Origin of the sequence: Blastomonas sp. CCH1-A6, assembly GCF_001556365.1 — a bacterium.
Lineage (GTDB): Bacteria > Pseudomonadota > Alphaproteobacteria > Sphingomonadales > Sphingomonadaceae > Blastomonas > Blastomonas ursincola.
Map to the genome: position 1 here is coordinate 39,325 of NZ_LSIS01000258.1, position 20,624 is coordinate 59,948.

At 63.7% G+C, this 20,624-nt stretch carries 18 protein-coding genes; 6 read left to right on the plus strand and 12 right to left on the minus strand.

Translation table 11 applies throughout. The annotated features are described in order from the left end of the window. Positions 1–12: 12 nt before the first annotated feature. From AX735_RS12495 to AX735_RS12540, 10 genes are all read right to left on the minus strand, one after another. The gene (locus AX735_RS12495) at positions 13–447 is read right to left on the minus strand and encodes a hypothetical protein (RefSeq protein WP_066280573.1); all 435 of its coding nucleotides are present in this window, start codon (positions 445–447) and stop codon (positions 13–15) included. Continuing rightward, entirely contained in the window at positions 444–2,441 is a 1,998-nt protein-coding gene (locus tag AX735_RS12500) for an acetyl-CoA carboxylase biotin carboxylase subunit (RefSeq protein WP_066280575.1), read from the minus strand. Before AX735_RS12500 ends, AX735_RS12495 begins: the two co-directional genes overlap by 4 nt. Beyond that, positions 2,420–3,286, minus strand: a complete 867-nt coding sequence (locus AX735_RS12505; RefSeq protein ID WP_066280578.1) for an alpha/beta hydrolase — start codon at positions 3,284–3,286, stop codon at positions 2,420–2,422. The genes AX735_RS12500 and AX735_RS12505 overlap by 22 nt, the downstream gene beginning before the upstream one ends. 7 nt (positions 3,287–3,293) lie before the next feature. Then, a complete protein-coding gene (gene bioB, locus AX735_RS12510) occupies positions 3,294–4,289 on the minus strand; it encodes a biotin synthase BioB (RefSeq protein WP_231750102.1) in 996 nt (331 codons plus the stop codon). 13 nt (positions 4,290–4,302) lie between these two features. Continuing rightward, positions 4,303–4,653, minus strand: coding sequence for a hypothetical protein (locus AX735_RS12515; RefSeq protein WP_066280582.1), 351 nt, complete (start codon positions 4,651–4,653; stop codon positions 4,303–4,305). After that, the gene (gene scpA, locus AX735_RS12520) at positions 4,650–6,788 is read right to left on the minus strand and encodes a methylmalonyl-CoA mutase (protein ID WP_066280584.1); all 2,139 of its coding nucleotides are present in this window, start codon (positions 6,786–6,788) and stop codon (positions 4,650–4,652) included. Before scpA ends, AX735_RS12515 begins: the two co-directional genes overlap by 4 nt. Before the next feature lie 23 nt (positions 6,789–6,811). Beyond that, complete coding sequence (locus tag AX735_RS12525) at positions 6,812–7,594, minus strand: enoyl-CoA hydratase-related protein (RefSeq protein WP_066280587.1); 783 nt, start codon at positions 7,592–7,594, stop codon at positions 6,812–6,814. 179 nt (positions 7,595–7,773) lie between these two features. Next, the gene (mce, locus tag AX735_RS12530) at positions 7,774–8,217 is read right to left on the minus strand and encodes a methylmalonyl-CoA epimerase (protein ID WP_066280590.1); all 444 of its coding nucleotides are present in this window, start codon (positions 8,215–8,217) and stop codon (positions 7,774–7,776) included. A 4-nt stretch (positions 8,218–8,221) separates the two neighbouring features. Beyond that, positions 8,222–9,229 (minus strand): hypothetical protein, encoded by a 1,008-nt coding sequence (locus tag AX735_RS25175; protein WP_156447495.1) that lies wholly within the window; start codon positions 9,227–9,229, stop codon positions 8,222–8,224. Positions 9,230–9,260: 31 nt separating this feature from the next. Continuing rightward, on the minus strand, positions 9,261–10,787 hold the full coding sequence (locus AX735_RS12540; RefSeq protein ID WP_066280595.1) for an acyl-CoA carboxylase subunit beta: 1,527 nt from the start codon (positions 10,785–10,787) through the stop codon (positions 9,261–9,263). Between the two features lie 113 nt (positions 10,788–10,900). Between AX735_RS12540 and AX735_RS12545 the strand changes: the two genes are divergently transcribed. Beyond that, positions 10,901–12,307 carry a helix-turn-helix domain-containing protein gene (locus AX735_RS12545; RefSeq protein WP_066280597.1) on the plus strand — a complete coding sequence of 469 codons (1,407 nt, stop codon included), beginning with the start codon at positions 10,901–10,903 and terminating at the stop codon, positions 12,305–12,307. A gap of 18 nt (positions 12,308–12,325) precedes the next feature. Here AX735_RS12545 and gor read toward each other — a convergent pair whose 3' ends face one another. Then, entirely contained in the window at positions 12,326–13,672 is a 1,347-nt protein-coding gene (gor, locus tag AX735_RS12550; protein WP_066280599.1) for a glutathione-disulfide reductase, read from the minus strand. Between the two features lie 34 nt (positions 13,673–13,706). Then, positions 13,707–15,224, minus strand: coding sequence for a glucose-6-phosphate isomerase (gene pgi, locus AX735_RS12555; protein ID WP_082751073.1), 1,518 nt, complete (start codon positions 15,222–15,224; stop codon positions 13,707–13,709). A gap of 123 nt (positions 15,225–15,347) precedes the next feature. On the opposite strand from pgi, the gene lepB reads away from it, so the two are divergent. The 5 genes from lepB to AX735_RS12580 form a co-directional block, all read left to right on the plus strand. Further along, complete coding sequence (gene lepB / locus AX735_RS12560; protein WP_066280604.1) at positions 15,348–16,160, plus strand: signal peptidase I; 813 nt, start codon at positions 15,348–15,350, stop codon at positions 16,158–16,160. Continuing rightward, the gene (gene rnc / locus AX735_RS12565) at positions 16,157–16,831 is read left to right on the plus strand and encodes a ribonuclease III (protein ID WP_137775507.1); all 675 of its coding nucleotides are present in this window, start codon (positions 16,157–16,159) and stop codon (positions 16,829–16,831) included. Before lepB ends, rnc begins: the two co-directional genes overlap by 4 nt. Next, positions 16,828–17,736, plus strand: coding sequence for a GTPase Era (gene era, locus AX735_RS12570; protein WP_066280606.1), 909 nt, complete (start codon positions 16,828–16,830; stop codon positions 17,734–17,736). The genes rnc and era overlap by 4 nt, the downstream gene beginning before the upstream one ends. Before the next feature lie 46 nt (positions 17,737–17,782). Then, positions 17,783–19,948, plus strand: a complete 2,166-nt coding sequence (locus AX735_RS12575) for a primosomal protein N' (RefSeq protein WP_066280608.1) — start codon at positions 17,783–17,785, stop codon at positions 19,946–19,948. A gap of 24 nt (positions 19,949–19,972) precedes the next feature. Further along, the coding region (locus tag AX735_RS12580; protein WP_231750104.1) for a S1 family peptidase at positions 19,973–20,624 on the plus strand (652 nt) is incomplete at its 3' end.

Below are 20,624 nucleotides of genomic sequence, written 5' to 3' on the forward strand. Positions count from 1 at the left end.
GTCCCTAGGGCGTCAGTCTATGGAGAGGATTTCCAGCGCAATCAACTGGCGAACCATGCGCGCGCCGCGCTGATCGCCCGGAAGCGCCAGGCGGAACGGCCCGTCTTCCTGACCAAGCGGCTCGTAATTGCACTTGTCGACCAGCACCACCCGGGCGTTGCCCAGCGTTTCGTCGAGCTCGCCGAGCGAGAATGCCACCGCATAGCCATCGCGCGCATGCGCGACGACAACCTTGCGCAGATCCTTGCCGTGCAGCTTGGACACCGCCGGCAGGCCCGCCTTGGCGAGCACGCCGGTCAACGGCACGCCCTCGCAGCGCTGGACGCTGTCATCATGCCCCACGATGCTGATCTGCTGGCGCGGCAGATCGGCAATCAGTTCGGGCATGATCTCGATGCGTTGCGTCGGTGTCGCCGCCATGGCCAGGGCACTCAGCAGGATCATCATTCCAGCTCCAGAATGACCGCATCGACCGCCAGGCTGTCGCCTTCCGCCGCGCTGATCGTCTTGACGGTCGCCGCCTTTTCGGCGCGAAGAATGTTCTCCATCTTCATCGCCTCGACGATCGCGAGCGGCTGGCCGGGCTGGACCTTGTCGCCTTCGGCCACGTGCAGCTTCACCAGCAGCCCGGGCATCGGGCAGAGCAGGAAGCGCGACAGGTCGGGCGGAACCTTCTCGATCATGTGCCGGGCGTGCGCGGCGACATGCGCCGGCAGCACCTCGAAGCTGTGCGTCGCACCGCGCGCGGTGAGCGCAAAGCCGGTGCGGGTGCGCTGCACCTTGACCGCCAGCTCGTCGCTCTCTTCCTCGTCGCCGAAATCGGCCACCGCGAGCCGGTCGCCGGGGGTATAGCCCATCGACAGATCGACCACCTCGCCATCGACGACGATCGCGTCCTCACTGACCGAGACCTCCATCGCAATATCGCCCTTGCGGACGCGCCATTCCGACGGCGGGGCCAGGCGGTTGCCGAGCTGATCCGAGACGCGCAACGCACGATCGGCCTCTGCGGTCGCGATGAACGCAGCCATTGCTGCCAGACGCCGCAGCAGCTCAGGCGAGGCCGGGGCGCCGTGGAATCCATCGGGATATTCTTCGGCGATGAAACCTGTAGTGATATTGCCCGAACGGAAGCGCTCGTGCTGCATCAGCGCCGAGACGAAATCGAGATTATGGCCCGGTCCCTCGATCTCGAACCGGTCGATCGCGGTGATCTGCCGGTCGATCGCGTCGAGACGCGTTTCGCCATGGGTGATCAGCTTGGCGATCATCGGGTCGTAATGGATCGAGACCTCGCCGCCCTCTTCCACGCCATCGTCGACGCGCACGCCCTTTTTCTGCTTGGGCGGGTTGTAGCGCACCAGACGGCCGATCGACGGCAGGAAGCCGCGATAGGGATCTTCGGCATAGACGCGGTTTTCCACCGCCCAGCCGGTCAGCTTGATATCGTCCTGGGTGAAGGCGAGCGGCTCGCCATTGGCGACGCGGATCATCTGTTCGACCAGATCGACCCCCGTAACCAGTTCGGTGACCGGATGCTCGACCTGAAGCCGGGTGTTCATCTCGAGGAAGTAGAAGCTGTCGCCGGTGGTGTCCGCGCCCGAGACGATCAGTTCGACCGTGCCCGCGCTGTAATAGCCCACCGCGCGCGCCAGCGCGACCGCCTGCTCGCCCATCTTCTTGCGCATCTCGGGGCTGACAAAGGGCGATGGCGCTTCTTCCACCACCTTCTGGTGGCGACGCTGGATCGAGCATTCGCGCTCGCCGAGATAGACAATATTGCCGTGCTGGTCGCCCAGCACCTGGATCTCGATATGGCGCGGCTGTTCGATGAACTTCTCGATGAACACGCGGTCATCGCCGAAGCTGTTCAGCCCCTCGCGCTTGGTCGCCTCGAAGCCTTCGCGGACATCCTGTTCGCTATAGGCCAGGCGCATGCCCTTGCCGCCGCCGCCGGCCGAAGCCTTCATCATCACCGGATAGCCGATCTCGCTGGCAATGCGCACCGCGTGCTCGGTATCCTCGATCTCGCCGACAAAGCCGGGGACGACATTCACGCCCGCCTGCTTGGCGAGCTTCTTGGACTCGATCTTGTCGCCCATGGCTGCAATCGCGTTCGGCGGCGGGCCGATAAAGGTGATGCCGGCGGCCTTCAGCGCCTCGGCAAAGCTGGTCCGTTCGGACAGGAAGCCATAGCCGGGATGGACCGCATCCGCGCCGGTCGCCTTGCACGCCTCGATGATCCTGTCGGCCAGCAGGTACGACTGCGCAGCGGGCGACGGGCCGATATGCACGGCCTCGTCCGCCATCTCGACATGCGGGCTGCGCGCATCGGCGTCCGAATAGACGGCCACCGTCTTGATGCCCATCTTGCGGGCGGTGCGGATAACGCGGCAGGCGATCTCGCCCCGGTTGGCGATCAGGATCTTGGTGATTGGCATGCTATGTCAAATCCACTTTGCGGGTCTTGCTCGACCGGAGTTGGGAAAAGATACTGCAGCGCCTCGGGCGAGACGCTGTGGTAGATCGTGGCATGGGTCAGCTGCTGGTGCGGTGCGTAGCACCAGGTGCGGCCTTCGCGCGGGTTGGCGGCCAGCGCCTTGACCAGATTGTCGGTGGCTGCCTGCATCTCGCCGCCCTCGTCGGCGATGGTCAGATACAGGCGATGCGGCTTGAGCATCGGTGTCTTGAGAAGCCCAGCCGCAGCCTGAACGAGCCTGGCCCTGTCCCACCACAGGCTGGGGCTGATCGTCGCATAATGATCGAACAGATCGGGCTCGGCCAGGAAGGTCTCGACGATGAACAGCCCGGCGAGCGATTCCCCGATCACGCCGCTCTCGCCATTGGTCCGATAGCGCGATGCCACCATTGGCATGACCTCGTCGCGGATGAAGGCGCGAAATTCGGCGGAATGGCCTGCCGTGGGATAGCGCTTGAGCAGTTCGGGATCCTGGGTCAGCCCGGTCAGCTCGCGCCGGCGGTCCTGCGTCGCGATGCCGATAACGATCACCGGCTGCGACCGCGCCCAGAGTGCGCCGAGCGCGGTGGTGCCGGTGACGTGGAGGAAATCCTGATCCAGCCCGCCATCGATCAGATACAGCACCGGATAGCTCTTGCCCGATGTCGCATAATCCGCTGGCAGATAGACGTTGACCACCCGATCCTGACCCAGCGGCTTCGACGCGATCGTGTGCGTCTCGCCAATGCTGATCGGCACCGGCTGCGCGGCGACGGGCGCAGCGCAGGCCAGGGCGATACCGATCAGGGTGGCGAGCGGGCGGATCATGCGGCCGTTACTCCGCCGCCTCCAGATGCCCGTGCGGCTGCGCGGCCATCGCCTTCAGGCCCAGCTTCCCGAGCAGCGCCGCATCCTTGTCGTCGCCGGCATTGGGCGCGGTGAGCAGCTTGTCGCCGGTGAAGATGCTGTTCGCCCCCGCCATGAAGCACAGGGCCTGGCAGCTTTCCGACATGCTCTCGCGGCCCGCGCTCAGGCGGACCATCGAATACGGCATGGTGATGCGAGCCACCGCGACGGTGCGGACGAACTCGATCTCGTCGATCTTGGCGAGTGGCGTATCGGCGAGCATGTCGCCCAGTACCGTGCCCTTGACCGGGACCAGCGCGTTGATCGGCACGCTTTCCGGGTGCGGCATGGTGGCGAGCGCGTGGATGAAGCCGATGCGGTCCGCCCGAGTCTCGCCCATGCCGACAATGCCGCCGCAGCACACGTTGATGCCCGCCGAGCGGACGTTTTCCAGCGTCTCCATCCGGTCCTCGAAGGTCCGGGTGGTGATGACATTGGGGTAGTTCTCGGGCGCGGTATCGATATTGTGGTTGTAATAATCGAGGCCCGCATCGGCGAGCGCGCGTGCCTGCGACGGGGTCAGCATGCCCAGCGTCATGCAGGTTTCCATGCCCATCTCGCGCACGCCCTTGATCATCGCGGCGAGCTTGGGAATGTCCTTGTCCTTGGGGTTGCGCCAGGCGGCGCCCATGCAGAAGCGGCCCGATCCGTGATCCTTGGCTTGGGCGGCTGCCTGCAGCACCGCCTGCACGTCCATCAGCTTGGTCGCCTTGACGCCGCTATCGGCATCCTTGGACTGGCTGCAATAGCCGCAATCCTCGGGGCAACCGCCGGTCTTGATCGACAAGAGGGTGGAGAGCTGCACCTCGTTGCGCGGGAAATTCGCGCGGTGCACGCTCTGCGCCTCGAACATCAGATCGTTGAAGGGCAGATCGAACAGCGCGGTGATTTCCTCGCGGGTCCAGTCGGTACGGGCTGTCATCATCAATTCTTCCATTTCATTCGAACGCATTGACCCAATTGGACAGGAATGCTCCCGTCCCGAGCGTCAGTAACCACATGCAGGCGCCACGCGACCAGCTCACCGTGCGGTCGACCGGCTTGCCCTTCATCCGCAGCACGACAACCCGATCGGCGGCAACAATGGCGATCAAGGCCGCCGTTGCGACGATGAAGATCACGATCGCAAGGTTGCGCCTGGACAAGCTACTGTCGGAACCGGACAGCGACAGGACAGCGCCGAGGATGAGCAGCGCCAGCGTCGCGAGATATTTGAGGAAATCGTAGAGCAGCAGCTCGGGATCCCCCTCGCTCGGCCTGACGCCTTCCGTTGGCGAATCATCGCTCATTCCGCAGCTTCCTGCAGCGGCGGCATGTTGTGGCCGAGCAACCGCAGTACATCGGCGGCACACTCGACCACATTCGATCCCGGGCCATAGATGCCCTGCACCCCGGCATCGCGCAGATACTCGTAATCCTGCGGCGGGATGACGCCGCCCGCGATCACCTTGATGTCGTTGCGGCCGGCTTCCTTGAGGCCGCGGATCAGTTCGGGGATCAGCGTCTTGTGTCCGGCGGCAAGCGAGGATGCACCGACGACATCGACGCCGGTCTCGAGCGCCAGCACCACCGTCTCTTCCGGCGTCTGGAACAGCGGGCCGGACACGACATCGAAGCCCATGTCGCCAAAGGCCGAGGCGATCACGTTCGCGCCGCGATCATGCCCGTCCTGGCCCATCTTGGCGACGAGCAGCTTGGGTTTGCGCCCCAGACGGCGCTCGACCGCCTTGACGCCATCGACCACCTGCGCCCAGCGGCTGTCGTCCTCGTAGGGCGCGGCGTAGACGCCCTTGACCGGGGTCGGGCGCGTTGCATAGCGGCCGAACACGTCCTCCATCGCCTGGCTGATCTCGCCCAAGGTCGCGCGGGCGCGTGCAGCCTCGACCGCGAGTTCGAGCAGATTGCCCTTGCCCTTGGCGCCTTCGCGCAGGGCATCGAGCGCGGCCTGGCACGCAGCCTCGTCGCGCGCGGCCTTGACCGCGTTAATCCGCGCAATCTGGCCTTCGCGCACCTTCGCATTGTCGACCTCGAGCGTTTCGAGCAGGTCTTCATTGGCGAGGCGATATTTGTTCACCCCGACGATCACGTCATCGCCGCGGTCGACACGTGCCTGGCGACCGGCGGCGGCCTCCTCGATCATCGCCTTGGGCCAGCCCGCCGCGACCGCCTTGGCCATGCCGCCTTCGCTCTCGACGCGCTCGATGATCTCCCAGGCCTTGTCGACCAGTTCCTGGGTCAGGCTCTCGATATAATAGCTGCCGCCCAGCGGATCGACGACCTTGGTCATCCCGGTTTCTTCCTGGATGACGATCTGCGTGTTGCGGGCGATGCGCGCCGAGAAATCGGTGGGCAATGCGATCGCCTCGTCGAGCGCATTGGTGTGCAGCGATTGCGTGCCACCCAGCATCGCGGCCATCGCCTCGATGGTTGTGCGGATGACGTTGTTATACGGGTCCTGCTCGGTCAGCGACACGCCGCTGGTCTGGCAGTGGGTGCGCAGCATCTTCGAGCGCTCGTCCTTCGCGCCGAGCCTGGTCATCACCCGGTGCCACAGCACGCGCGCGGCGCGCAGCTTGGCGATTTCCATGAAGAAGTTCATGCCGATGGCGAAGAAGAACGACAGCCGCCCGGCGAACTTGTCGATGTCGAGGCCCGAGGCGACGCCGTATTTCACATATTCCATGCCGTCGGCGATGGTGAAGGCGAGCTCCTGCACCTGCGTCGCACCGGCTTCCTGCATGTGATAGCCGGAGATCGAGATGCTGTTGAACTTGGGCATCTCGCGGCTGGTATAGCCGAAAATGTCCGAGATGATCCGCATCGAGGGCTCAGGTGGGTAGATGTACGTATTGCGGACCATGAACTCCTTGAGGATGTCGTTCTGGATGGTCCCATCGAGCAGCTTGCGCTCGACCCCCTGCTCCTCGCCCGCGACGATGAAGAAGGCGAGGATCGGGATCACCGCGCCGTTCATGGTCATGCTGACCGACATCTGGTCGAGCGGAATGCCGTCGAACAGGATCTTCATGTCCTCGACCGTGTCGATAGCCACGCCCGCCTTGCCGACATCGCCGGTGACGCGCGGATGATCGCTGTCATAGCCGCGGTGGGTGGCGAGGTCGAACGCGACCGATAGCCCCTTCTGCCCGGCGGCAAGGTTACGGCGATAGAAGGCGTTCGATTCCTCGGCGGTGGAGAAGCCTGCATACTGCCGGATGGTCCAGGGGCGGCCCGCATACATGCTCGCGCGCACCCCGCGCGTGAACGGCGCAAAGCCCGGAAGGCCGGGATCGACCGATACGTCCTCCGCCGTATAGAGCGGCTTGACGGCAATGCCCTCGGGCGTATGCCAGGTCAGGTCCTTGCCCTTGACCTCCTTGTCGGCCAGCGCCTGCCAGTCTGCGGTGGTGGGTGTATCGGTCATTCTCTTGCTTCCCGTGTGTTGGATCAGCTGCCGGTGAAGTTCGGCTTGCGCTTCTGCAGGAAGGCGATGGCGCCTTCGCGTGCATCATTGGTATCGCCCGCCAGCCGCTGACCTTCGGCCTCGCGGGCGAGCGCGGTGTGGAAATCGCATTCGAGCGCCTCGACCAGGTTCTTGCGCATGATACCGAGCGCGACCGTCGGCATCGCGGCGAGCCGCTTCGCCAGTGCCATCGCCTCGTCCATCAGGCTGTCATGCTCGACTACCTTGTAGACCATGCCCCAGTCATGCGCCTTGGCGGCGGGGATCTTCTCGCCCAGCATCATCATTTCGGTCGCGCGCGCCTTGCCGATCAGCCGGGTGAGCATCCAGCTCGCACCGCCATCGGGCACCAGGCCGATATTGACGAACGCCTGCAGGAAATAGGCCTTCTCGCTCGCCACGACGAAATCGGGCGCCAGGCCGATTGAGCAGCCGACGCCGGCTGCGGGCCCGTTGACCGCGCTGATCGTCGGAATGTGCAGCCGGTGCAGCTTGAGCAGCATCGGGTTGTAATGCTGGGTCAGCGCCTTGTAGCTGCCCTGCCCGCCCGAGATCGAGCTGTCGCGCCCGCCGGAAAGATCCGCCCCCGAACAGAAACCCTTGCCCTTGCCGGTGATCACGAGCGCGCGCGCATCGCCCAGCCGGTCGAGCGCATCGTTGATATCGTCCGCCATCTGCAGCGAGCAAGCATTGAGCCGCTCAGGCACGTTGAGCGTGATCGTGGCAATCTGTTCGGCGATCTCGAGCTTTATGGTTTCGTAGGTCATGGTTGCAACTCTCTCCTGTTATTCCTCCCTCTCCCTTGACGGGAGAGGGTTGCGAAGACTTGGCGCTGAAAGCGCCTAGTCGAAGCTGGGAGAGGGTGAGCCCCCCCTCTCCAAGGTCCGGTAGCCGACTTGGGTCGGCAACCTCCCCTATCCTCCCCCGCAAGGGGGGAGGAGCAATATCAATGCCCCTCGCCCTTCGGCGTCTCCATGATCTCGGTCAGCACCCCGCCCATGTCCCTGGGGTGCACGAAGAAGATCAGCGTCCCGTGCGCGCCAATGCGCGGCTCGCCGAGCACGCGCTTGCCCAGGGCTTCGAACTCCGCCTTGGCTACGTGGATATCGGGCACCTCATAGCAGACATGATGCTGCCCGCCGCTCGGGTTCTTCTCGAGGAACGACGCAATCGAGGCATTGCCCGGCAGCGGCTCGATCAGCTCGATCTGCGTCCCGTTTAGCGCGCCGTCCGCACCCGGCGTATCGACAAAGCATACCTTGACCCCCTGCTCGGGCAGGTCGAACGGCTCGTGAATCTTGGTCGCGCCCATGACATCGCGGTAGAACACGATGGCATCCGCGATCGAGGGCGTGGCGACGCCGATATGGTTGAGACGGCCTAGTTTCATATATCTATTCCAACACATACTTCATGATTACCGGCAACAGTATTCCGAGTATCAGTACGTTTACAACAACAAATCTAATTATATTGATGTATTTCTGCTTGGATCGACCAGCAATGCCTATGAAAATGTAAGAACTTGGATAAAGATAAGAAAAAATGCGCGGCACTAAAAACAAAGCACCAATCATTGACGCAATCAACAATGGAAATGTCTCAATGGAAAAATCTATGTTGCTAGAATGTTGGCGATCCAGTATCGCCTCGTACAATTTGCTCATTTGTAGCCTGCTAGACTGCAAATTATCAAATTGACTCAGCAATTTTTCTATTTCAATTTCCTTTTTCGCCAACTGTCTCTGACGCCACCAAATTTGTCCATATCCAAAGGTGGATGTTAAGGTCAGCAAGACACTGATCATTATCACACTATTATCACCAAAAATTCTTAACCAACTAAATGGAGCTTTTAAGCACAAATTTTCGCAAAAAGGCTTGGTCGCCTCAAACGTATCTGCGGTCCAAACATCACTAGAGCCTTCAACTCTTAATTCTAAAGTTGGATCGCCAATACTACTGAATATCGCAGATCCGCTTTCCTTCCTCTTTTCTGTAGCGAATATAACAAAAACCTTAGCCAGGCGGGGCTTACCGTCATCCAGCAACTCGAACGACTTCCATTGCAACGATAAATATTCAGGCGCCTTATCATTAGCGCTATCCTGCAATAAATCATCCAAGTTATCAAATCTACGATTACTTGCATCTGCAAACTTTACATTTCCGGTAAACTCCACGTTTAAGAATGAATGTTTTTCAAATCTCCTGCGTACATGAAGATCAATTTCTTCAACATTTGACCGTTCTACTGAAAACGGCCGAGCAAAATCTTTTCCGACCTCAAATTTGCCGGTGTCAGATTCACCAATGTGCTGAAAGAAATTGAAAACCGCCTTCAGACGTGAATTTTCAATTGCGGTATTCGCTGGCAAGTTAGCCTGAGAGCTCGTATCCATGTCATGAGGCTATTTCAGTTGATCAGCCTAGTCAAAGCGGAATATTGTCATGCTTCTTCCAGGGGTTCTCCAGCGCCTTGTTGCGCAGTTTGCGCAGCCCCAGCGCGATCCGACGCCGCGTCGAATGCGGCATGATGACCTCGTCGATAAAGCCCTTGGATGCGGCCACGAACGGGTTGGCGAAGCGCGCCTCATATTCCTTGGTGCGTTCGGCGATCTCGTCTGCGGTCTTGCCCCGGAAGATGATCTCGACCGCGCCCTTGGCGCCCATCACCGCGATTTCGGCGGTGGGCCAGGCGTAGTTGAGGTCGCCGCGCAGGTGCTTTGAGGCCATCACGTCATACGCGCCGCCATAGGCCTTGCGCGTGATGACGGTGATCTTGGGCACGGTCGCCTCGGCATAGGCGAAGAGCAGCTTCGCGCCGTGCTTGATGATGCCGCTGTGTTCCTGCGCCACGCCGGGCAGGAAGCCGGGCACGTCGACAAAGGTGATGATCGGAATGTCGAAGCAGTCGCAGAAGCGCACGAAACGCGCGGCCTTTTTCGACGAGTTGATGTCGAGGCACCCGGCCAGCACCATCGGCTGGTTGGCGACCACGCCCACGGTGCGGCCCTCGATGCGGCCAAAGCCGGTGATGATATTGCCCGCATGGGTCGGCTGGATCTCGAAGAACTCGCCCTCGTCGAGCGTCTTGCGGATCAGCTCGTGCATGTCATAGGGCATGTTCGGATTGGCCGGGATCAGCGTGTCGAGGCTGTTCTCGATCCGGTCCCAGGGATCGGCGGTCGGGCGCTCGGGCAATGCCTCGCGGTTCGACAGCGGCAGGTAATCGATCAGGTCGCGCGCGGCGAGCAGCGCCTCGATGTCATTGTCGAAAGCGACATCGGCGACACCCGACTTGGCGGTATGCGTCACCGCACCGCCCAGCTCTTCCTGCGTGACGACCTCGTTGGTCACCGTCTTCACCACATCGGGGCCGGTGACGAACATGTAGCTCGAATCCTTCACCATGAAGATGAAGTCGGTCATCGCAGGCGAATAGACCGCGCCGCCCGCGCACGGGCCCATGATGACGGAAAGCTGCGGCACCACGCCCGATGCCAGCACATTGCGCTGGAACACCTCGGCATAGCCGCCCAGCGACGCCACGCCTTCCTGGATGCGCGCGCCGCCGGAATCGTTGAGGCCGATCACCGGCGCGCCGACCTTCATCGCCATGTCCATGATCTTGCAGATTTTCTGCGCATGCCGTTCGGACAATGAGCCGCCGAACACGGTGAAATCCTGGCTGAACACGAAGACGAGGCGCCCGTTGACCGTGCCCGATCCGGTGACCACGCCGTCGCCGGGGATCACCGTGTCCTGCATGCCGAAATCGACACAGTTATGCTCGACATACATGTCATATTCTTCGAAGCTGCCCGGATCGAGCAGCACGTCAATGCGCTCGCGCGCGGTCAGCTTGCCCTTGGCATGCTGTGCCTCGATCCGCTTGGTGCCGCCGCCCAGATGCGCCTTCTCGCGCCGGGCTGCCAGTTCTTCCAATATGGCCTGCATCGCATCCTCTTGTGCTGAAATCGGGAGGCCTGTTTTCCAGCCTTTGCCCCCACAAGCAAATGTTAAATAGCGAACTTGCAAACCGCCAGTTTGCAAACTAGTCCGCAAGGACAATGTCACGCCGCAAACGCCTTTATGCGGGCCAGCGCGTCCGCGCCGTCCGCCGCCACTCTGGTCTCAACCAGGCCGCGATGGCCGAGGCGCTGGGTATCTCGACCAGCTATCTCAGCCAGATCGAGAATGACGAGCGGCCGATCACGCCGCAGGTGCTCACCGCATTGTCGCGCCATTTCGCCTTCGAGCTTGAGGACGCGCCCGAAGGCGCGCCTTCGCTCAACTGGCAGAGCCTGCTCGACGATCCGGTGCTCGCCGGGGTCGAAGTCGATCCGGTGCGGTTTGCGCGGCTGCGCGACAGCCATCCGGAAATCGCGCATATCATCACCAATCTCTATCAGGGCTATCGCCAGGCGGCAGAGCGTTCGGCGATGCTCGACGACAGCCTCGCGGCGACGGGGCAGCATAACGCCCGCCTGCCCTGGGAAGAGGTGCGCGACTGGTTTCATGAATCGGGCAATTATATCGATCAGCTCGACCGCAATGCCGAACAGATCGCCGAGGAGCTGGGCGAGGACCTGAACCCCGACGGCCTGATCGCGCGGCTGCACCGCGACCATGGTATCACGGTCAAGCCGCTGCGCGCCGCCGATCCCAATGCGCCGCTCAGCCAATATGATGCCGCCAGCCGGACGCTCTTTCTGGCCGAAGGCATCGCGCCGGAATCGCGCTATTTCATGCTCGCGCACCGGCTGATGGCGCACGAGATGCGCTTTGCCATCGCCATCCTGGCCGCCAATGCCAAGCTGAAAAGCGAGCAGGCGCAGAAGCTGGTCTCGGTGGGACTGGCCAATTATGCCGCCGGCGCCCTCGTCATGCCCTATGCGCGCTTTCGCGAGGCGGCGATGGCGTGCCGGCACGATATCGACCAGCTCACCCACCGCTTCGGGGTGAGCTTCGAACAGGCCTGCCATCGGCTCTCGACGCTCCAGCGCCCCGGCGCGCGCGGGCTGCCGGTTTTCTTCTGCCGTGTCGACATGGCGGGCAATATCACCAAGCGGCACAGCGCGACCCGGCTGCAATTCGCACGCTTCGGTGGCGCGTGTCCGCTCTGGGTGGTGCACGAGGCCGCAGCCATCCCGGACCGCATCCTGGTGCAGATGGCCGAGACGCCCGATGGGCTACGCTATGTCTCGATGGCCAAGGGTCTGGTGAAGCCTTCGGGCAGCTATGGCCGCAAGCCGCGCCGCTATGCCGTGGCGCTGGGGTGCGAGGTCGAACATGCGCGGCATTTCATCTATGCCGACGGGCTCGATACGGCTGCTGCCGGGGCCGTGACCCCGATCGGCATCAGCTGCCGCACCTGCCCGCGCGACAATTGCGACCAGCGCGCCTTTCCGCCCACCGATCGCCCGCTGGTGATCGATCCCGACCGGCGCGGCATGGTGCCGTACCGGATCGGGTAACGATCAGCGCCGGCGCGCCTACTTCATCAGCACCAGCTCTTCTGCCATGCTGGGGTGCAGCGCGACGGTATCGTCGAACGCCTGCTTGGTCAGCCCTGCCTTGACCGCTATCGCGGCAGCCTGAAGGATCTCGGGCGAATCCGGGCCGATCATGTGCAGGCCCAGGATCTTGCCCGAAGGTTCTTCGGTAATCATCTTGTACAGCCCACGCTCGGCACGATGCGCGAAGACATTGCGCATCGGGCGGAAATCGGCCGAATAGACGCGGATATTGCCATAGCGGTTGCGCGCCTCGCCTTCGGTCAGCCCGACCGAGGCGATCGGCGGCTGCGAGAACACGGCGGTGGGGATGCAGTTATAGTCCACCGTCTTGGGCGTACCGCCGAACACGGTGTCGGCGAACGCCTGGCCCTCGCGGATCGCCACCGGGGTGAGCTGCACCCGGTTGGTGACATCGCCCACCGCATAGATGCTGTCGCACGCGGTCTTGCTGTATTCATCGACCGGGATCGCGCCCTGATCGTCGGTGGTGATGCCGACATGCTCGAGCCCCAGCCCCTCGACATTGGGCACCCGGCCCGTCGCCATCATCACGATATCGGTGTTGATCGGATCATGCCCCTTGAGGAACACGTCGAGCGTGCCATCCTCGCGCTTCTCGATCTTCTCGAACGGGGCCTTGAACTTGAACTCGATGCCCTTGGTCATCGAGATCTGCAGCAGCCGGTCGCGCAACGATTCATCATAGCCACGCAGGATCGTGTCGCCGCGGTTGACCACGGTCACGCGCGTGCCGAGGCCGTTGAGAATGCCGGCAAACTCGTTGGCGATATAGCCACCGCCCGCGATCACTGCGCGGCGCGGGAGTTCTTCCAGATGAAACATCTCGTTCGAGGTCAGGCAATGTTCGGAGCCGGGAAACTCGGGCACATAGGGCCGCGCGCCGACCGCGATCAGGATGTATTTCGCGCTGATCTCCTGCCCGCTAGCGAGCTTCACCCGGTGCGGCGCGATGATCGTCGCGCGTTCCTCGATGATCGTGACATTGTGGTTGCTCAGCGTCGACTTGTACGCGGCGTTCAGCCGGTCGACATCGCCCAGCACGCGGTCGCGCAGCACCTGCCAGCTGAACTTCGTGCCCTCGATCTCCCAGCCGTAATTCTGCGCGTCTTCCAGATCCTCGGCGAAATGCGATCCGAAGACGAGCAGCTTCTTGGGCACGCAGCCGCGGATGACGCAGGTGCCGCCGACGCGATATTCCTCGGCCACCGCGACCTTGGCGCCATAGGACGAGGCGATGCGCGAGGCACGCACCCCTCCCGATCCTGCTCCGATGACGAACAGGTCGTAATCATAATCACTCATCGAAAAACTCCTGGGAAATCGGTCAATCGGTCCCTTACAGCCCCGCTGCCTCGATCAGCGCAGCGGTGGAAGGATCGAAATCGCCGGACTGGCGGTTGCCCATGGATTTGGCGATTTCCTTGCCCAGTTCAACACCGAACTGGTCAAAAGGATTGATCCCTAGCAGCATCGCATTGGCAAAGGTGCGGTGCTCGTAAAAGGCGATCAGCGCGCCCAGGCTCTGCGGATCGACATTGTCGAGCAGGATGGTCATCGACGGGCGGTCGCCGGGATAGCTGCGCTGCGGGTCGTCGCTCGCCTTGCCCTGCATCAGAGCGGCGCCCTGCGCGAAACAGTTGGTCAGCAGTGCGCGGTGATGCGCCTCGTCGAACTCGTGCGCGCTGAGGCGCGAGGCGATGAACTCCACCGGCACCAGATGCGTGCCCTGGTGCAGCAGCTGGAACACCGCGTGCTGGGCGTCAGTGCCCACCCCGCCCCAGGTGATCGGCGCACTCGCCCTGCCCAGCGGGGAGCCATCGCGGCGCACGCCCTTGCCGTTGCTCTCCATTTCGAGCTGCTGCAGATAATCGGGCAGCAACCGCAACCGTTCGTCATAGGCGAAGACCGCGCGGGTCTGGCAGGCGCGAACCTGCGCGTAATAGAGGTCCGCGAAGGCGGCGAGCACGGGCATGTTGGCGGCGAGCGGCGCGGTCGCGAAATGCCGGTCCATCGCCAGCGCCCCGGCGCGGAACTCGGCAAAGCCGTGATTGCCCAGCGCCATCGCGACGGGAAAGCCGATGCTCGACCAGACCGAATAGCGCCCGCCCACCGTCTCGGAAAAGGGCAGGATGCGCGTCTCGTCGATGCCGAACTCCATCGCCTTTTCGGGCGCGGCGGTCAGCGCGACGAGCTGGCCATAGGGGTCTTCCACCCCGCCGCCGCGCAACCAGTCGATCGCGCTTTCCGCATTCATCAGCGTCTCGGTGGTGGTGAAGGTCTTGGACGCGATCGCGACCAGCGTCTTTGCGGGGTCGAACTTGTCCACCGCTTCGGACAGCGCCTCGCCGTCGACATTGGCGACGACGGCGACATCATAGCGGTCGCTGTCGCGGCACAGCGCGTCGATGATCAGCTTGGGCCCCAGGGCCGAACCGCCGATACCGATATGCAGCACATGCTTGATCTCGCCGAACACGCCCTGGTCGATCGCATCGACCAGAGCGGCCATGCGCTCGTGCAGCCGCTGGGCGTTCTCGACCGAATCCTCGGCACCCATGCCCCGCTCGGCCGGATGTTCGGCGGCGCGATCCTCGCTGGTGTTGATCTTGGCGCCGGCGAGCAGCTGGTCGCGCATGCCGGCCAGATGCATCGCTGCGGACAGTTCCTCGAACTTCTTGATCAGCGCGGCATCGAGATGCGTCTTGGAAAAATCGAACAGGATGTCGGTACCCGCGAGCGGAATGCGGTGCGACAGGCTTGAGACCCGCGCAGCATCATCGGCAAACAGCGTGGCCAGGGTCGGGCGCGGCATTTCTGCAATCGATTGCCAAATGGCATCGGCTTGGACGGACATCATGTACCTTTCAGGCTGGGGGCGCTGGGGCGGGGTTTAGCGGGCCGATCCCGGCTTGGCGAGAGGCTTTGCCCGCTCGCGATGGGACTTGACGCCGCATTGCGCGGTCATCAAAGGGGAAAAATGACCGAAACCGCCGCCACATCGCCCAAGCCCAAGTCGGAAACGGCGGACTTTCTGCAATTTCTGGTCAAGCTCGCGATCTTCTTCTTCATTCTGCGCAGCTTCATCGTCTCGCCGTTCAATATTCCGTCGGAATCGATGCAGCCGCGGCTGGTGGTCGGCGACTATCTGCTCGTCTCGAAATGGTCCTATGGCTATTCGCGCTACAGCCTGCCGTTCAACCTGCCCTTGATCCCTGGTCGCATCTTCGCCAGCCAGCCCGAGCGCGGCGACGTGGTGGTCTTCAAGGCCCCACCGGGCGCCAGCGCGGACTATATCAAGCGCGTGATCGGCTTGCCCGGCGATACCATCCAAATGCGCGATGGTGTGGTGTGGCTCAATGGCAAGCCGATTCCGAAGAAGCGCATTTCCGATTTCGTTATCCCCGTCTCGCCCAACACACGCTGCTATGACCGCAGCTTCGAGCTGCCCCGGCCCGATGGCAGCGCGGTGTGCAGCTATCCGCGCTTCCAGGAAACGCTTCCCAACGGCAAGAGCTACAACGTGCTCGACCTGATCGACGCGCCGCGCGACACCACCGAGGCGATCATCGTGCCCGAGGGGCACATGTTCCTGATGGGCGACAATCGCGACAACAGCCTCGACAGCCGTTTTCCCGCCGTCGAAGGCCAGGGCATCGGCATCGTGCCGCAGAAATATCTCGTCGGCCGCGCACTGGTCACGGTGTTCTCGACCGACGGTTCGGCCAGCTGGTTCCTGCCCTGGACCTGGTTCTCTGCCGCGCGCTGGGACCGCATCGGGGAAGGCTTTTGAGCGCTGAGCCCGACCTTGCGGCACTGCTGCCCATCCTCGATTACAAGCCGCGCCAGCCTGCCCTGTTCGTCCAGGCGCTGACCCATGGCAGTACCGGGATAACGCCCGATTATCAGCGGCTCGAGTTTCTGGGCGATCGTGTCCTGGGAATGGTGATCGCAGAACTGCTCTACACGCGCTTCCCCAAGGCGGCGGAGGGGCAGATGTCGGCCTTTCTCAACCGGCTGGTCTCGCGCGAGAGCTGCGCGCAGATTGCCCGCGCGTGCAACCTCGGCCCGCTGATCCGGCTGGGCAAGCAGGCGCGCGACGATGGCGGCGCTGGCAGCACCAACATCCTGGGCGATGTGGTCGAGGCGCTGATCGGCGCGCTCTATATCGACGGGGGGCTGGAGACGGCGCGCCGCTTTGTCGAACGACACTGGGCCGACCGACTGAGCGCGATCAGCGAAGCCCCCCGCCACCCCAAGTCGGAGCTCCAGGAATGGGCCGCCGCGCGCAACCGCAAGACCCCGGTCTATACGCTGTTGCGCAAGTCGGGGCCTGACCATGATCTGCGCTTCACCGTGCAGGTCGAGATCAAGGGTCTGGGCATCGCTGAGGCAACCGGTACCAGCAAGCAGGAGGCCGAGACGCTGGCCGCAAAACAGTTTCTCGCGGAGCATGGACGATGAACGAAGACACAAACCCCACCCGCTGCGGCCTGGTCGCCGTGCTCGGCGCACCCAATGCCGGCAAGTCCACCCTGGTCAACCAGCTGGTCGGGCAGAAGGTCGCGATCACCAGCCCCAAGGCGCAGACCACGCGGACCCGGCTGCTCGGCATCGCGCTGGCAGGCCCGGCGCAGATCATGCTGGTCGATACGCCCGGAATTTTCGATCCCGATCGCCGCTTCGATCGCGCGATGGTCAATGCAGCCTGGGAGGGATCGGACGGCGCGGATGTCATTGCGCTGGTCGTCGATGCCAAGGCCAAGCGATCCGACCGGCTCGAACGGCTGGTCGAACAGGTCGCGATGCGGCCCGAACGCAAGATCCTTGTGCTCAACAAGGTCGATATCGCCGCCAAGGACAAGCTTCTCGTCCAGGCGCAGCATCTGCACGCGGCGGGCGGGTTTGACGAGGTGTTCTTCATCAGCGCGCTGACCGGCGACGGCGTCGAGGAACTCAAGGCCTGGCTCGCCGCCGCGATGCCCGAAGGCCAGTGGCATTTCCCCGAAGACCAGGTTTCCGACGCGAGCGAGCGCCTGCTCGCCACCGAGATTACGCGCGAGCAGCTGTTCAACCAGCTCCACGCCGAGCTGCCTTATGCCAGCGCGGTGGTCCCCGAAAAATATATCACCCGCAAGGACGGCTCGATCGAGATCCACCAGCAGATCCTCGTCGCGCGCGACACCCAGCGGGCCATCGTGCTCGGCAAGGGCGGGGCGCGGATCAAGGAAATCGGCGAGAAGGCGCGCGCCGAGCTGTCGCGCGTGCTCGGTGTTCCCGTCCATCTGTTCCTGCACGTCAAGGTGCAGGAAGGCTGGGACGAGGACCGCGAGATCTACGAGACCATCGGCCTGGGCTGGGTGAAGTAACCAAAGCTATGCGTTAGCCGCCCGAATCCCTATCTGGGATGGCATCATGACTCGCGTCCGCGTTCTCCTGTTCAACTCGGCGGTCGGCCCGTTCGACTATAGCGTGCCGCAAGGCATGGACCTGCCCGTCGGCAGCGTGGTGCAGGTGCCGCTGGGGCCGCGCCGGATCGACGGGATCGTCTGGGATGCAGGCGCTTTCGGCGCCGAGGAGATCGAGGCAAGCCGGTTGCGCCCCGTGCTGGCGCGTTACGACATGCCGCCATTGTCGCAGGCTCTTCGCCGCCTGATCGAATGGACCGCAGATTATTACCTCGCCAGCCCCGCCGCGGTCGCGCGCATGGCGCTGCCCAGCGGATCACTGCTCGGGCCAGGGCGATCGATCACCGAATATCGGCTGACCGGCGAGCCCCCTGCCCGCATGACGCCGCAGCGTCAGCAGGTCTATGACAGGCTGGCCGGAGAGCAGGCGACGGTGCGCGAACTCGCGGCGCTGGCGGAGGTGTCCGAAGGGGTGATCCGCTCGCTGGTGACCTCGGGCGCGTTCGAGGCGATGGAGGTGCCGACCGACCGGCCCTGGCCGCGCCCCGATCCCGACCATATCACCCCCGCGCTCAACGACGAGCAGCAGGAGGCTGCCGACCGGCTGGCTGAGGCGGTCCGTGCTGCCGAACCCATGCCGTTCCTGCTCGATGGCGTCACCGGATCGGGCAAGACCGAGGTCTATTTCGAAGCGGTGGCCGAGGCGCTGCGCAAGGGCAGGCAGACGCTGCTGCTGCTGCCCGAGATCGCGCTGACCCAGCCCTTCCTCACCCGCATCGAGGCGCGCTTCGGCGCAGCACCGGTGCCCTGGCATTCTGGCCTCAAGCAGACCGAGCGGCGGCGCGCGTGGAATGCGATCATCTCGGGCGAGGCGAAGATCGTCGTCGGCGCACGTTCCGCGCTGTTCCTGCCCTATGCGAATCTTGGCGTCATCATCGTCGACGAGGCGCACGAGACGAGCTTCAAGCAGGAGGATGGCGTACGCTACAATGCGCGCGATGTCGCGGTGATGCGCGGGCGGTTCGAGGGCTGCCCCGTGGTGCTATCGAGCGCGACACCCGCGCTCGAAAGCCGGGTCATGGCCGAGACGGGACGCTATGAGCCGCTCACGCTCACGCACCGCTATGGCGGCGCGCAGCTGCCGCGCATCGGCCTGATCGACCTGACGCAGAACCCGCCGCCCCGCAACCAGTGGATCGCGCCGCCGCTGCTGGAAGCGATGCAGGAACGGCTGGCGCGTGGCGAACAGTCGCTGCTGTTCCTCAACCGGCGCGGCTATGCCCCGCTGACGCTGTGCCGTCATTGCGGCCACCGGTTCAAATGCCCCAATTGCAGCGCCTGGATGGTCGACCACCGGCTGTCCGGAAGGCTGGCCTGCCATCATTGCGGCCATGCCGAGCCTTCGCCCAGCGCCTGTCCCGAATGCGGCGAGACCGATTGCCTGGTCGCCTGCGGCCCCGGCGTCGAGCGGATCGCCGACGAGGTCGCCGCGCTGATGCCCGAGGCGCGCCGCGCGATCGTCACCTCGGACACCATCTGGTCGCCCGAAAAAGCGGCCGAGTTCGTCGCACAGGTGGAGGCAAGAGCGATCGACGTCATCATCGGCACCCAGCTGGTCACCAAGGGCTATCACTTCCCCGACCTGACATTGGTCGGAGTCATCGACGCGGACATCGGCCTGGAGGGCGGTGATCTGCGCGCGGGCGAGCGGACCTTCCAGCAGATCGCGCAGGTGGCCGGCCGCGCGGGCCGAGCCGCCAAGCCGGGCGAGGTGTTCATTCAGACGCGCCACCCCGAGGCGCCGGTGATCGATGCGCTGGTCCAGGGCGATCGCGAGGCCTTTTATGCCGCCGAAACCCAGGCACGGCGCGAGGCGAACGTGCCGCCCTTCGGCAGGCTCGCAGCCATCATCATCTCGTCCGAGGATCATGCCGAGGCGCACGAGGCGGCGCGCCAGGCGGGGGCCGTTGCGCCCGAGCACGATGGCTTTGCCGTCTATGGCCCCGCCCCTGCCCCGCTATCGCTGCTGCGCGGACGGCATCGTTTCCGGCTGCTCGTCCATGCCCGGCGCAATGTCGAGATGCAGCGGATCATCCGCGAATGGCTGCAGCCGATGCGCTGGGCTCCGGGGGTGCGGGTGGCGGTCGATGTCGATCCCTATAGCTTTGTCTGACGGCAGCGCTATGAGCTTCTCCTCATGAACCCGATGCGCTTTATCGCCCTGCTGATCGCCGCATGTGCGGCGCTCGTCGCCGTACCGCTCGCCGCCGATCCCGCCGATATCCAGGCCGCCAGCCGCTCGGTCGTGCGCGTCGTGCTGGTCGCGGAAGAGGATGGCGAGACCTTCTATGTCGGCCATGGTAGCGGCTTTGCCGTCGCGCCGGACAAGATCATCACCAATGCCCATCTCGTCGCCCCGCTGCGCGAGGATGCCAGCATCCGCATCGGCATCATCCCGTCCGAGGGCACCACCACCTATGGTGGCCGTCTCGTGGCATTATCGCCGCGCAACGACCTCGCGCTGATCCAGCTGGAACGCGGTCGCCTGCCGGCCCTCGCCTTGCTGCAGACGCCGCTCGACGATGGCGCTTCGGTAATGGCGATCGGTTACCCTGCTGCGGTCGACCGCGCGCAGGGGCTCGATGCGCGCGAAACCATCGCCCCCATGGCCCCGGTCAAGGCACCAGGAGTGGTTTCTGGCGGCCGGACCACTCGGGATTTCGACACGATCCTGCACACCGCTGCGCTGGCCAAGGGCAATAGCGGCGGCCCGCTGGTCGACATGTGCGGTCGCGCCGTCGGGGTGAACAGCTTCGGCTCGCTGTCCGACGGCAATGATGCCGAATATG